The sequence below is a fragment of the Methanobrevibacter sp. genome (genome assembly GCF_045611865.1).
Lineage (GTDB): Archaea > Methanobacteriota > Methanobacteria > Methanobacteriales > Methanobacteriaceae > Methanocatella.
Genome location: NZ_JAZKXX010000051.1, coordinates 1 through 13,668 on the forward strand (window position 1 = coordinate 1; position 13,668 = coordinate 13,668).

Genomic DNA, 13,668 nt, shown 5'->3' on the forward strand with positions numbered 1-13,668 from the left:
ATGGAAACACCCTGGGCACAAGAAATCTACAAAAAACGATCAAAAACAGCAGAATGGCCATTTGGAAATATAAAACAAAATCTAAAAGTAACAGAATTCAACACAACTGGACTAAAAAGAACACAAACAGAAGCAAAATTACTCGCAATATCACACAATTTAAAACGAATATGCAACGAAACAATACAAAACGAACTCATACACCAAAACAACAAACAAAATACCTGAAAATAATAAAAATTAATGCAAAAAAATTTTTAAAAAATAATTAATTTTGAGTCGCCCTCTTTTTTATAATTTGTTATTCGGATGAAAAATATTTCAGTCGTAGGATTTTTACAAAATATTAAATAAAATAAAAACCTTATCAATATTTGATGAAACAAAACAGATTTCTTAATAATTTAAATGACCGACATGCTGCGGTTACTGATGGTGTTTTTGCAATTGCAATGACAATTCTTGTTTTGGAAATTGCAGTGCCTGCAATGGCTGATATTTCATCAGGTGTTGCTTTAAATGAATATATTATGACTTATTTGGCACCGTCTATTTTAATATATTTCATTAGTTTTTATCTTGTATATAATTTTTGGGAGAATACTGTTATTCTTTTTAGTTTTAAAAAAATAAGCTATGTTATACTGACATTGAATATGATTACAATGGCTACGGTTTGTTTAATACCCTTTGCAACAGGATTTTTCTTTAAATTTTACAATTATTTCAATGTCAACATGTTCTTTTCATTATTAATATTGTTAATCAGTTTATTATACATATTAATGTTCATAATGCTGGTTAGATATAATTTCAAAGATTATTTTGATAAAAAAGATGAAATAAAAACTGCTATAAAGGACTCCTATGGTGACGGAGTCGAATTGCCTAATTTAAAATTATATATTAGGGGTGTTACATTAACATTATTTTATCTGTTGTTGGCGCCGGTTATCAGTTCATTGCTATCTCTTGTATTGGCATTCATTTCTCCATTGGCCAGTATATTGTCTTTTTTACTGACATTAATTCTGGTATTTGTAATTCGTGTGAAACGTGTTGGTTCAGATACTTTTGAAGGTATGAATTTGACTGATGATGAAAAAGATTTAATTTCCAATATTCGACAAAGCATTTACGGTGAATGAAAAGGTATTGGTTTTGATAAAAAGTATATGTAAGATATGATTTCTAATTTTCTAGTTAGAGGTCATACTCTATTTTAATTCATAACCAGAAATTAAATCTCCGAGGTCGTCATATATTGAATCAACAAGTTTCATCATGTGTGGTGTACTTTTTGTATTTTCCCAGTAGTTCCTATCTGTTGTTACCAGTTCTTCCTCTTCATCAGTACTTAAATCGATTCTATCAATTATTTTTGTGAAAACAAGAGATATATCATCTCCAGTTTGGAATGCTGAAAGTTGTAATGCGATAAGAGGAATTGAACCGTTGAACAGTGAAATTACATTCATGAACCTTCCGGTTATTTCTTCTGCAACAATTACAGCACAATGATCATATTGAGGATATCGTTTTTTCTCAGTGTCCCAATATTCAATTGTTCTAATGATATGACTTGGGTCTGTTGATCCCAATTGTATTTCTACTTCATATCTGTTTTGATCGTCATCTTGTAGTAAAATATCAAGACGTCCACGTTTTTCAATATCGTCTCCGCATTTAATGTAATCAAAGAGTTTCACAAGGCCCTGTTTTCTGGGGGATTTTCTTGTCACGTCATCTTCAGTCGGGTTTTGGAATGCAAATTTGATATTGTATGAGCCTAAGGACACACATTTAATTAACAAATCTTCATTTGGATTGTTTTTGGTTAATAAATTAGTCATGGCATGCTCTACTGTTTTGAATGTTTGTCCTAATGTATTTAGTTGTGTTGATGTTAGTGGGGATTGCAATTGGTCTCCCTTTAATTTCAGGTTCATGTCATTTACATCTTGAATAAAGTCAATTTTGTCCTGTTTAAATATTTCATATAGCTCTTTCATTGTTTTAAAATTACCCAGTGTTCCGTATTGTTCTGGATGCTTTTTAAGATATTCTTTGATATCTTCAATTTCAATTTCCATCTCTTTTAGTTCCTTGTCATATTCTTCTATCGTTCTAAATAGCATCTTCAATTCTTCCAACCAAATGAATAATTCCTTTTGGAATATCTTCTTTGTCGCTTCCAAATAATTTAATAAGTATTCTTCTTTTGTTGTTGATGTATCTGTTATAATTGTCTTGATTTTCTGGAGGGTATCTGAATACTTTAAATGAATGGCAAAGTTCGTTGCTTTTTGAATGAGCATCTTTAATTAATTTATCAATCTTTTCCTTGTCGTGGTTTTCAATTATTTTAATTGCATCAAATTCAGTTAACGTATCTATATCCTTTGGATTTTCTTTTGATGTAGCGAAACTGCCATCTATCCAATGATCAATATAATAACTTGTGTCTATAAGATTTTTCAGATGCTTTTTATATTCGGCCATTATTTTTTGACGTATTAATGTTTTGCAAATGTTTCCTCTACTTCTTCAAGTGTCATGTTATGAATGCCTTTGGGAAGGTATCCATGTGCATCAAAATTGTTAAATTTTTCTGTTCTCATAGTTCCACCTAAAAAATTTAACAGTCGACTGCACTTGATATTTTATTTTTTCTCATAATATATATTTTTTTCCGGTATATGTTCCGGATATTTACCAAATTTCTTCAGTAAGTATTGTAATGTAGTTAAAGCAATTTTACACAACAAATACAATTTTTCAAAGTCAAATCAATAATTAAAAATTTTAAATATTTTCAAATCAAATATTAAACCAAGTGATTATTATGCAATTTCCAACTACAAGAATGAGAAGATTAAGAAAGAATGCTAAGATACGAAATATTGTTCGTGAAACCAAACTTGAAAAAGAAGATTTGATTTATCCGATTTATTTTAAAGAAGAACTTGAGGGTGATGAAAAAGAGGAAATATCATCCCTTCCAGGTGAATTCAGATACTCTTTGGATAGTGGAGTAGAGTTTGCAAAACAACTTGAGGAAAAAGGTTTAAAATCAATTATTGTATTTGGAATTCCAAAAGAAGACACTAAAGATGAAATAGCTTCTCCAGATTATTCTGCAACAGGAATTGTTCAAAAGGCTATTCGCAGACTCAAGAAAGAGACAAATTTGGTTGTTATTAGTGATGTTTGTTTATGTCAATACACTTCTCATGGTCATTGTGGTATGATTGAGGAAAACGACGATACTGATGATGGTATTGAAATATTAAACGATGAGTCTCTTCCTTACATTGCTAAGGTGGCTTTGTCTCATGCTGAAGCAGGTGCTGACATCGTTGCACCTTCTGATATGATGGATGGAAGGGTTAAGGCGATTCGTGAAACATTGGATGAAAACGGCTATTATAATGTAATGATTATGTCATACTCTGCTAAATATGCCTCTGCATTTTATGAGCCATTTAGAGTTGCTGCATGTTCATCACCACATTTGGGTGACAGAAAGTCCTATCAAATGGATCCTGCAAATGCAGTTGAAGCAATTAGGGAATGTGAACTAGACGTAATTGAAGGTTGTGACTTTTTGATGGTTAAGCCTGCACTTCCATACTTGGATGTTGTTCGAATGGTTCGTGATGAGTTCATGTTGCCTTTGGTTGCATATAACGTAAGTGGAGAATATTCCATGCTCATGGCAGCTATTGAAAAGGGATATTTAACCGAAAGGGCAATTTTAGAATCTTTACTTTCAATCAAAAGGGCCGGAGCAGACTTAATAATCACTAATTTTGCACCATATTTACTTTTAAACGAGTTGATATAAATGGATGAGTCTGAAATTGCAAAAATAGCACAAATTGCTTCTGCACTGGAGGTTAGCGGTTATCCAAAACCAGGAAATGTTCACAGAACCCGTGACTATGATGATATGGTATTTGAGGACTTTGTCATCAGTGGCATTGTAATTGGGGATACAATCCGTGAAGCATGCAGTGATGTCGATGTTGAAAACCCTAAATTGGGTAAATACATCTTGCAGGCAGTAGCTGAAACTGACAGGTGGATTAAAAACAACACCAACTTGGGTATTGTGATGATGACCACACCTATTGCAGTTGCAGCCGCCATCAGCGATTCATTTGATGAAATTCGTGAAAATGTTAAGTTATTGATGGGAAATACCTCAGTTGATGATGCATGTGATTTATATGATGCCATTAACATTGCAGACGCCGGCGGAATGGGCGATCAGGATGAATATGATGTTGCAAGTGATAATGCTAAACAGGAGTTAAGGGACAACAATCAAACAATGTATGATGTTTTAAAGATTTCCGCTCATTGGGACATGCTTGCCCGTGAGATGACCTCCGATATGCCTGCTGTTTTTGAAATAGGATATCCCACCTATCACAAGCTTAAAGAGGAAAAATCCCAAAATGATTCTTGTGTTTTAACATTTCTAACAATTCTTTCACAGGTTCCGGATACCTTGATTTCAAGAAAGTATGGTTCTGATGAGGCATTGAAAATCTCAATGATGACTCGTGACTTACTTAACTTAAAGGATGAAGCTGATTTTCCAGATAAACTTAAAGAATTTGACGATTATCTTTTTAAAAACAAGTATAATCCTGGAACAACTGCTGATTTAACTGCGGCTTCAATTTTTGTTAGTTACTTGAAATCTAACTTTTAATTTTTTTAATTTTTTTAAAATTTTACTATTTTTTTCAAAAAATAACTAGCTTTATAAATCATTTAACACATATATTATACTATTATTAATCTTAATGTATGGTGTTTAAATGAGTGAGGATATTAAAAAAACCATAAGTGAATTACATATTTATGAAAAGAAACTTTTAAAAGAACTTGAAGCCAATCCGGAGGCTACTCCGGAACAGATTGCTGAAAATGCCGGAATGGACATTAAATCTGTTATGAGTGCGGCAGGTTCACTTGCATCTAAAGACATTATTGAAGTTGACAAAGAGGTTCAACAGACATACTCTTTAACTAAAGATGGATTGGAATATGCTGAAAATGGACTTCCTGAAAGAAGAATCCTTGATGTTTTAGCAGAGAAAAATGAAATTTCCATGAAGGATTTGGCAAGCGAATCTGGTCTTGATAAAAAAGAAGCAAACATTGCTCTTGGATGGTTACGCCGTAAAAACTGGGCTCAAATTGATCAGGGCGTAATAAATATAACTGATTTTGGTAAAGACTTCGTAGACAAATTGGATGCGGATGAAAAAGTTCTTGATTATCTTAAAGCCAATGCTGATGGAGTTAAATTATTCACTGATGATTTAAGGGATGGTTTTAAAAAGTTAACCAGTAGAAAAAACATTTTAAACATTAAAAAAGAAACCTCACATTCTTTTAAACTCTTACCTAAAGGTGAAGAAATCCTTAAAGTTGGATTCACCATTAAAGAGCAAGCAACTCAGCTTACACACCAGCACTTAAAAGAAGGAGAATGGAAAAGCTTAGAGTATCGTCCTTATGATATCAATGCTGAAGCACCTACTGTATTTGTTGGTAAAAAACACCCATTAAGAGTAATCATTGATGAAATCAGAGAAATCTTTTTAAATATGGGATTTTCAGAGGACAATGGAGAATTTGTCGAATCTGCATTCTGGAACTTTGATTCACTTTTCCAACCACAAGATCACGCAGCTCGTGAAATGCAGGATACATTCTATTTGAAAAATCCTCTAACCTGTGACTTGCCAGATGACGCTCTTGTAAAACTCACAGCTGAAACCCATGAAAATGGTGCTGATACAGGTTCTATCGGATGGCAATATGATTGGAGCGAAGATATCGCTCGCCAAAGCGTATTAAGAACCCATACAACTGGAATATCAACAAAACACCTGTTTGAACATGAACCTCCAATCAAGATGTTTTCTGTTGGTAGGGTATTTAGAAGAGAAACTTTCGATTACAAGCATTTGCCTGAGTTCCATCAGGTGGAAGGTCTTGTTTGTGATGAGGGCATTAGCTATCAAAATCTTTTGGGTACTTTAAAGGAGTTTTATAAGAAATTAGGTTTTGAAGTTAGATTCAGACCTGCTTACTTCCCTTATACTTACTTATCAACTGAAACCGAAATTTATTTGGAAGAAAAGGAAAGCTGGATTGAACTTGGTGGTGCTGGAATGTTTAGACCAGAAGTATTAAAACCATTAGGTATCGACAAACCTGCTTTGGCATTTGGTTTAGGTATTGAAAGGCTTGCAATGATAAGGTATGATGTTGAAGACATTCGTATGCTTTACAAAAGTGATATCAAATGGCTTCGTGAATTGCCTATATCTAATGGGGTTAAGTTATAATGTCAATCAAGCTTGTCTCCTGGAATGTTAATGGAATAAGGGCAGTTTCCAAAAAAGATGAATTTTGGGACTGGTTTGAAAGTAGTGATGCAGATATCATCAACTTTCAGGAAGTTAGGGCAAGTGAAGACAAAATTCCTAAAAAACTAATAAATGTTGATGGATTTACCCATTATTTTAATGAAGCCGAAAAGAAAGGATACAGTGGTGTTGGAACCTACTCAAAAATAGAACCTCTTGAAGTCATTCGTGGTTTGGGTGTTGAGGAACTTGACCGTGAAGGCAGGGTTTTGAGAGTTGAATATCCTAATTTCATTCTTTTCAATATTTATTTCCCAAACAGTGGGATGGAAGCTAAAAGACTTGATTTTAAAGTTGATTTTTGCAATGCATTATTGGAACAATTGGTTGAGCTAAAAAACCAGGGTAAAAATGTTGTCATTACTGGTGACTATAACATTGCCCACAATCCAATCGACGTTTACAATCCTAAAAACTGTGAAGGTAAGTCAGGATACTTGCCAGAAGAGAGGGCTTGGCTTGATGAGCTTGAAGCTGCAGGTTTTGTAGATACTTTCAGGATGTTTGATGAGGGTGAAAATAACTTTACCTGGTGGAGTTATCGTACACGTGCACGTGAAAGAAACGCTGGCTGGAGACTGGACTACTTTTATGTAAATGAAGAACTAAAAAATAATGTAAAATCAGCTGAAATTTTAAGTGATGTGTATGGCTCAGATCACTGTCCAGTAACCCTTGAACTAGACCTATAATATAGTTCTCACATCACCAATATCATCAAGAACGTGAATGTCCAATTGTTCTTTTTTAATATAGTCTCTGTCATCTTCTGTTATGTCGGAATTAATTAGTATCGCACTTAATCCAGCATTTACTGCTCCAAGAGCATCTGCTTTGAATTTATTTCCAACCATAACTGATTTTTCTGCATTTCCTTTCATTTTTCTAAGTGCAACGTCAAATATTAATTTTTCAGGTTTTTCTTTTCCAACTTCTTCGGAGGTAATTACTGCATCAAAAAATGAATGGATGTTAAGCCTTACAAGTTTTTCCCATTGTTTAATGGTAATTCCGTTAGATATGACAGCTAGGCGGTAACCTTGGCTTTTAAGATAGATTAATGTATTCAATGTTTCAGGAAATGGTCTTAGAAGTGCCATTTTAACATTGTGGTATGTTATCATTCCAAGAGCTACGAGCATAGGGTCTTCATGGCCCAGTACAACTTGAGTCATGACATTGAAGTGTTTTCCATAATTGGATCCTTTTTCACGGATAATTGTTTTTAAAACACCGTATGCTTCATCTTTGTCAAGAGGAAGTCCGTTATCTACCATTAATCCTATTGCTGCTTTTCTTGCGGTTTCGGCAAAATCAGATGTGTCAAGTAATGTACCATCTATATCAAAGAAAACAACACGTTCATCATCAGTATTCATATAATCTTAATTTTGTTTTAAAATTATTTAAATATTTTTAGAAGAAGGCATCCAAACTTTGTTGGACTTCACCACGTGACATGTCTTCCAGGTCATTTTTTGTGTATCCAAATGAATACATTATTCTCTCAATTGCTGGAATCAGCTGGTTGTTGATATAATAGTCTTTGTCGTACTCATAACCCTCACTATAATCATAAGGAATTGCACGTTCGCTAATTGATCCTTTTCCTTTAACGATTATATACTGGATTATGCTTCCTCTAGATACTTTCATGCCGTGCTCTTCAATTCTTTTGGCAGCTACAACATGTGGTCCGACCTGTTTGTATTGGTGTAATGGTTTGGTTATTTGGGTGTGTATAATAAGTTCCTTTTTTTCAACTTCACCTTTTTTTATGCGTTTAAATGTTTTTTTGACTTCTTCAATGGCCTTGTCTGCATTACCTTCATTCAATATTGCCATTAAAACAGCTTCCTGTGTTTTTTTAACGATTGGTGCCCAGTCCCTTCTGACGAGTTCAAGACCTTTTGCTATAATTTCCCCATCTTCGATTACAGCGTATCGCTTTTTGCTTACAAAGAATCCTCTTCTGTAAAAACCTTCATACTCCAGCTCCATGCTTTCCGGAAGGGTTGAATTGAGATATTTTAAAAATACCTGGGCTTGAGCTTTGATTTCCGCCTCAAGTGCCAATTGTTCAGCTGACTCTTTAACCATTTAAACACCTAATTTAAATTTTGATTAATCTTGTTTTAATATTTTTCTAATGCAATTTTTCCAAATCAAATCAATCTTATTGGCTTGATATCATGTTATTTAGATTATAAAGCATTTATATTACTTCACATATGCTCTTGCGGTTTATTTATATTTTTTTTAAAACAAATTAAGTTTGAGGTTTGATATTATGGAAGAAAAGACATTAATCTCAAGTTATGATGAAGTAAACGACACATTTGTCGGAAAAGTAAATGGTGAAAGCGGATTCTGTGCAGATTACTGCATTTCAGATGGGGTATACTTAGGAATTGATGAGAACAACATTCCAAACTCTGTGTATGTGGATGATGCATCACGAGTTTTTAACATCTCAAAAAAAGTTCTTGAAAATTCCAATGTTAAAATAGATATAGTATGTGACAGTCTTTGTTTAATCTTTAAAATATTCATTGAAGGATTAAACATCTGCTCTATAAAATGTGAAAATGTTTATGGAATTCCATCCATAATCTACTCAATTGATAGTAACCATTAGGTTGCTATCAATTTAAATATTACTTTGTAAATAATATTATGTTAGGAAGTGAGAATATGGACAATCAAAAATTAAACGTAAAACCCGGTGATGAAATAGTCATCGTCATTCCTGAAGACGCTGATGAAGATGAACTTGTAATCGATTTGGATGAATTGGGCATTGACGTTGAAAATTTAGGTGAAGACGTTAACATTGTAATTCAGCTTGAAGGGGAAGCAGAAGATGGTGAATTCATTGAAGGTGTTTTTGATGAGGATGGAAATCCACTTGAAGCAAATGAATGGTATTTTGATGATGATCCATACAAAATAGTTTATTATGAGTATCCTGATTGGGATGAGGAGGAATAAATGGCAAAAGAAATTCCATATTATTTCTTTGACTCTGAAGGCGATGTCGAAACCATTTCTTCAAATGGTGAAGCCTATATTGATGATGCTGATTTAAAGGAATTATTGCTTGACTTTTTGGGTGATGACGTATCCACTGAGGAAATTCAAAAAATCCTGGACGCCGCTTCCGATAAAAATTTAAGTGAAGAGGATTTTGATAAATTGGTTGATGAATTTATTCTTAAAAATAAAAAGTAAAAATCTTCAATTTTCACTATTTGATAAAACATTTATATATAATGATAGATTAATAGTTATATATCATTATTCTATAATGCTCTTTTTTGCTCTCAAAAATTGAACTGTTATTAATCTTGCTTACAGTTTGATTGAAAAGAGACTTATAGACAGCGATTATTATTTAATTATATTATATTTATTAGGTGAAATAATGGCAATTTCTCAAGGAAAATCAACTAGAAGTCCATCTGGTGCAAGAAATGTTGCAAACCGTGGAAAAAGAAAAGCTGAGTTAGGAAGAGACCCAGCAGAAACTAGATTAGATGAAAAAAAATTAAGAAAAATTAGAACCCGTGGTGGAAACGAAAAACTCAGATTAGCTACTGGTAACAAAATCAACGTAACTGATGCTAACGGTAAAACCAAAGTAGTAGACATCTTAGGAGTAATTGAAAACACCGCAAACCCTAACTACGTAAGAAGGAACATCATTACCAAAGGTGCTATCGTAGAAACTCCTGAAGGTAATGCTAAAGTAACATCCAGACCTGGTCAAGACGGTGTTATTAACGGAATCTTAATTTAAGGATATTTTCCTTAAATCTCTCTTTTTTTTATAAATTTTTTTCATAATTTTAATATACTTGTTTTTACAAATTTTATCCTATAATATATTGGTATTAGGAGATAAAATGTCAGAAGATAAAATTAGTATGAATCATGGTGCTGGCGGAGAAGTAATGGCTAATTTAATTGCTAGCACAATTTTAGATAATTTAACTAAAAAAAGTGTAAACGGCGGTATTAGTTTAGATGCTTTAGATGATGGAGCATCAATTCCTTTAGGCGATTATGAAATCGTTTTAACAACTGATGGTCATACTATCGATCCATTATTCTTCCCGGGAGGGGATATTGGAAGAATTTCAGCGGCAGGAACAATAAATGATGTTTCTGTAATGGGTGCTAAACCATTAGCAATTTCCAATGCAATCATCATGCAGGAAGGTTTTCCTATAGAAGATTTGGATAAAATCATGAAATCTTTAAATGAGGCCTGTGAGGAAGTTGATGTTGCAGTAATTACAGGAGATACCAAAGTAATGCCTCAGGACAAACTTGATGGTATTGTTATGGTAACAACCGGAATTGGAATAGCTAAAAGAGGCGAAGTTGTACGTGACTCAGGTCTTGAAGTTGGTGATAAAATCATAGTCACAGGAAGTCTGGGGGATCACGGAATGAGTCTCATGTCCTTTAGGGAAGGTTTCGGCTTTGAAACCGATTTGAAATCTGATGTCGCTCCTATGTGGAATATTATTAAAAAAGCTTTGGATGTGGGTGGAGTTACAGCAATGAAAGACCCTACTCGTGGAGGATTTGCAAATGCAATAAACGAAATGGCTTCAAAAGCAGGAGTCGGTGTTGTACTTGAGCAAGATGCAATTCCAATCAGGCCGGAAGTTCATGCTGTATCTGAAATGTTAGGTATTGATCCTTTTGAGGTGGCTAACGAGGGAAAAGTCGTTATGGGTGTTAAAGCCGATAAGGCAGAAGAGGTCCTTGAAGCTATTAAAGGTGAAAAATACGCAGAAAATGCAGCTATTATTGGAGAAGTTGTTGAAGGAGATTATGTTGTTGTAAACACTCCAATCGGTGGTGAAAGGATTCTTGAAGCACCTATAGCTGATCCGGTTCCTAGAGTATGTTAGGGTGATAAAATGGTAAGTGTTTTTACAAGAAGAATAATTGCATATGTAATGGATTTCTTTGTTGTTTCAGCATTTGTATGGATTATTGCTTACTTGTTGTCATTAATTGTAAGGCCTGGTGATTATTATTCAGTGTATCAATCAATGTTAATAATTTCACCGATTTTAACTTTGGTTTACTTTATTTTATGTGAAAAATTCTTTGGTGCTAGTGTTGGGAAATCATTAATGTATCTGGAAGTCAAATCAAGAAATGGTTATGATATTAACTGGGCACAAGCAATTGTACGTAATTTAACCAAAATCTACTGGTTCCCAATATTGTTTGATTGGTTAATTGGAAAAATCCTAAAGAAAGACAGAATATTAAATGAAATTACAAGAACTGTCGTAATTAAAGAGATTTAAGCATTTGATTTAAATGATAAAGAAAGTCCAAGTCCTATGGTACTTAAACAAAGAAGACCTTGAAAACTACTGCATTGACTTTAAGGAATATAAGTCTCATAAACTTGAGGGATATGAAATAGTCGATGTCGATGAGGATTTAATCTATGATTTGTGTGATAGGGACCCCGACAGGCTGGAACCTATAGGGTATTTTAAGAATGTTAAGGAAATTGAAAATTACGTAACTGACACTATCACGAATAATGAATTTGAGCTTGATTTAGATTCTCCTGAGCTTAAAGCAAAAATTAATAATGCTATTGCATCAATTGACTTTTCAGGTGAAGACTACTATATTTCCATTGGTGATGGGCTTGGAAGTGAAGGCAATGTGATTGCCAGTTGGTTTGACTCTCTTAGAAATGAATATTCAAGTTCTTCAAAGGATAACGTATGGGTTTTGGCAGTGACTGGATATGACCCTTATGAACTGTCTTTGACCGGAAAGACATTATCATTTATTTTGGCTGATATTTTAAACTTAAATGAATCATCACTCGACAATTTGATTCCAAATAAGGGAAGAATAACCGTTGAAGAGTGGAATGCTATATTAGATAAAGTTTATGCTAAAAATAAAATTTATTTGGGATTAAACAGGGTTGTTTAGATTTCTCCTTTTTTAAACTCGCTTGGTGGGAAGTAGGATATTTCTGCCAGGTTTTTGTTAATTAACTCTTTGTTAATGTCTATTGAATCAGTGTAGACTATCGCTAATGCACGACCATATCTGTCTTCGGGTGTTTGATTGTCGATATCAAGATAAACTGTTTTTCCAAGACACTCTTTTTCAACAAAATCTTTAGCTTCTTTAAATCCAACTTCACCTTGATTTGGTGTTTTAACTTGGCTTAGTTGCACTCGTCCGACACCATATACTTGAATGGTGTTTCCATCAATTACTTCAAGGCATTTTCCCGATTTGTCATAATGTATTGTGGTGTTATTGATGTTTATTGTTCCTGCAGCAGATTCACTACTTGAATCCGGTAGGAATACATTAATGGCAGTCAGGCCGAGAGTTATTATGAAAATAACTAACAATATTAAAGATATTTTACGCTTTTGCATGTTCACAGTCGTTTTTAAATCTGCATGATTTACATTTTTTAGGATTTTTTGTTGGAATGAATGGTTTTGAACCTTCAAATAAACCATGAATCCTATCAATTGTAAATCTGATTTCTTTTTCAACTTCCGGTGTAAATATTTCAATCCAGAATAGGTTTTCAGTTCCACGCTCTCTTAGAGCACCTTTGATTATTCGAACATCGCCTGTCATGTCCTTAAAGGCAAGGCAATATGCCCTTACCTGATTCATTGTTGATTGGTAGGGTGTTCTTCCAGGTTTGTCATCAATTATTACGATTTCATCAGGTTTCATCCAAATTTCATCAATATAACCTCTGATTCCGTATTCTGGAGCTATTACAAAACATTCCCTTGACATTGATGCCTCTTTTTTTGATTCCTCAATTGCATTTTCGAATGTTGTTGGTGTTGCATCCCTTTTGAAGATGTCTTCAAGCTCCTGGTGGATTTGGCTTCCATGAGTCATTGCCTTGGTAGGTTGGGTCTTTATGCCTTTCATGTTTTCCTATAAACACGCTTTGAGCCTGGCGTTCATCAATGGTCTGCTGGATGTCATTCCTCCCGGTGCCCGGATAATTGAAGGCGAAGAAAACGCCGGATATGCCGCCAAACGCCCCGGAGATTACAAGGATATACGCTGGTGCGTAGAACGGGTCAGGATCAATTCTGCCGCCCCTGAAAACCGTGAAAAATTCCGCCGTCAGGTCGCACTTGCTCCTGCGTTTTACATGGATGCGATTTTTGCC

Annotated in this window: 20 protein-coding genes; 14 read left to right on the top strand and 6 right to left on the bottom strand. The window is 34.0% G+C overall.

What is annotated here, in order from left to right; all coding sequences use genetic code 11:
* Positions 1-228: transposase (locus ACKI32_RS04955; RefSeq protein ID WP_407414098.1), on the top strand; the 228-nt coding region annotated here is incomplete at its 5' end.
* A 149-nt stretch (positions 229-377) separates the two neighbouring features.
* On the top strand, positions 378-1,148 hold the full coding sequence (locus ACKI32_RS04960; protein WP_407414100.1) for a TMEM175 family protein: 771 nt from the start codon (positions 378-380) through the stop codon (positions 1,146-1,148).
* Between the two features lie 69 nt (positions 1,149-1,217).
* Here ACKI32_RS04960 and ACKI32_RS04965 read toward each other — a convergent pair whose 3' ends face one another.
* Positions 1,218-2,144: a hypothetical protein gene (locus ACKI32_RS04965; RefSeq protein WP_407414102.1), complete on the bottom strand. Its 927-nt coding sequence runs from the start codon at positions 2,142-2,144 to the stop codon at positions 1,218-1,220.
* Positions 2,128-2,502, bottom strand: coding sequence for a DUF6932 family protein (locus ACKI32_RS04970; RefSeq protein WP_407414104.1), 375 nt, complete (start codon positions 2,500-2,502; stop codon positions 2,128-2,130). Before ACKI32_RS04970 ends, ACKI32_RS04965 begins: the two co-directional genes overlap by 17 nt.
* 343 nt (positions 2,503-2,845) lie before the next feature.
* Here ACKI32_RS04970 and hemB point away from each other — a divergent pair, with 343 nt between their 5' ends.
* From hemB to ACKI32_RS04990, 4 genes are all read left to right on the top strand, one after another.
* A complete protein-coding gene (gene hemB, locus ACKI32_RS04975; RefSeq protein ID WP_407414106.1) occupies positions 2,846-3,847 on the top strand; it encodes a porphobilinogen synthase in 1,002 nt (333 codons plus the stop codon).
* On the top strand, positions 3,848-4,723 hold the full coding sequence (locus tag ACKI32_RS04980) for a triphosphoribosyl-dephospho-CoA synthase (RefSeq protein WP_407414108.1): 876 nt from the start codon (positions 3,848-3,850) through the stop codon (positions 4,721-4,723). It begins immediately after the preceding gene.
* Between the two features lie 109 nt (positions 4,724-4,832).
* Positions 4,833-6,374, top strand: a complete 1,542-nt coding sequence (locus ACKI32_RS04985) for a phenylalanine--tRNA ligase subunit alpha (RefSeq protein WP_407414110.1) — start codon at positions 4,833-4,835, stop codon at positions 6,372-6,374.
* On the top strand, positions 6,374-7,147 hold the full coding sequence (locus ACKI32_RS04990) for an exodeoxyribonuclease III (RefSeq protein ID WP_407414112.1): 774 nt from the start codon (positions 6,374-6,376) through the stop codon (positions 7,145-7,147). The genes ACKI32_RS04985 and ACKI32_RS04990 overlap by 1 nt, the downstream gene beginning before the upstream one ends.
* Here ACKI32_RS04990 and ACKI32_RS04995 read toward each other — a convergent pair.
* Together ACKI32_RS04995 and ACKI32_RS05000 are read right to left on the bottom strand one after the other, a co-directional pair.
* The gene (locus tag ACKI32_RS04995) at positions 7,142-7,834 is read right to left on the bottom strand and encodes a TIGR02253 family HAD-type hydrolase (RefSeq protein WP_407414114.1); all 693 of its coding nucleotides are present in this window, start codon (positions 7,832-7,834) and stop codon (positions 7,142-7,144) included. The genes ACKI32_RS04990 and ACKI32_RS04995 overlap by 6 nt on opposite strands.
* Before the next feature lie 37 nt (positions 7,835-7,871).
* On the bottom strand, positions 7,872-8,555 hold the full coding sequence (locus tag ACKI32_RS05000) for a DNA polymerase domain-containing protein (protein ID WP_407414116.1): 684 nt from the start codon (positions 8,553-8,555) through the stop codon (positions 7,872-7,874).
* A 190-nt stretch (positions 8,556-8,745) separates the two neighbouring features.
* On the opposite strand from ACKI32_RS05000, the gene ACKI32_RS05005 reads away from it, so the two are divergent.
* The 7 genes from ACKI32_RS05005 (at position 8,746) to ACKI32_RS05035 (ending at position 12,440) form a co-directional block, all read left to right on the top strand.
* The gene (locus tag ACKI32_RS05005; protein WP_407414118.1) at positions 8,746-9,093 is read left to right on the top strand and encodes a hypothetical protein; all 348 of its coding nucleotides are present in this window, start codon (positions 8,746-8,748) and stop codon (positions 9,091-9,093) included.
* A 56-nt stretch (positions 9,094-9,149) separates the two neighbouring features.
* Positions 9,150-9,446, top strand: a complete 297-nt coding sequence (locus tag ACKI32_RS05010) for a hypothetical protein (RefSeq protein WP_407414120.1) — start codon at positions 9,150-9,152, stop codon at positions 9,444-9,446.
* Positions 9,447-9,686: a hypothetical protein gene (locus ACKI32_RS05015; RefSeq protein WP_407414122.1), complete on the top strand. Its 240-nt coding sequence runs from the start codon at positions 9,447-9,449 to the stop codon at positions 9,684-9,686.
* 193 nt (positions 9,687-9,879) lie between these two features.
* Entirely contained in the window at positions 9,880-10,254 is a 375-nt protein-coding gene (locus ACKI32_RS05020; protein ID WP_407414124.1) for a 30S ribosomal protein S8e, read from the top strand.
* Between the two features lie 106 nt (positions 10,255-10,360).
* Positions 10,361-11,380, top strand: a complete 1,020-nt coding sequence (gene hypE, locus ACKI32_RS05025) for a hydrogenase expression/formation protein HypE (RefSeq protein WP_407414126.1) — start codon at positions 10,361-10,363, stop codon at positions 11,378-11,380.
* Between the two features lie 9 nt (positions 11,381-11,389).
* A complete protein-coding gene (locus tag ACKI32_RS05030; protein WP_407414128.1) occupies positions 11,390-11,788 on the top strand; it encodes an RDD family protein in 399 nt (132 codons plus the stop codon).
* Between the two features lie 13 nt (positions 11,789-11,801).
* Entirely contained in the window at positions 11,802-12,440 is a 639-nt protein-coding gene (locus ACKI32_RS05035) for a hypothetical protein (RefSeq protein ID WP_407414130.1), read from the top strand.
* Here ACKI32_RS05035 and ACKI32_RS05040 read toward each other — a convergent pair.
* Positions 12,437-12,901 carry a thermonuclease family protein gene (locus tag ACKI32_RS05040; protein ID WP_407414136.1) on the bottom strand — a complete coding sequence of 155 codons (465 nt, stop codon included), beginning with the start codon at positions 12,899-12,901 and terminating at the stop codon, positions 12,437-12,439. The genes ACKI32_RS05035 and ACKI32_RS05040 overlap by 4 nt on opposite strands.
* Positions 12,888-13,421, bottom strand: coding sequence for a Dna2/Cas4 domain-containing protein (locus tag ACKI32_RS05045; RefSeq protein WP_407414132.1), 534 nt, complete (start codon positions 13,419-13,421; stop codon positions 12,888-12,890). Before ACKI32_RS05045 ends, ACKI32_RS05040 begins: the two co-directional genes overlap by 14 nt.
* Between ACKI32_RS05045 and ACKI32_RS05050 the strand changes: the two genes are divergently transcribed.
* The coding region (locus tag ACKI32_RS05050; protein WP_407414134.1) for a hypothetical protein at positions 13,411-13,668 on the top strand (258 nt) is incomplete at its 3' end. The two genes, ACKI32_RS05045 and ACKI32_RS05050, sit on opposite strands and share 11 nt — an antisense overlap.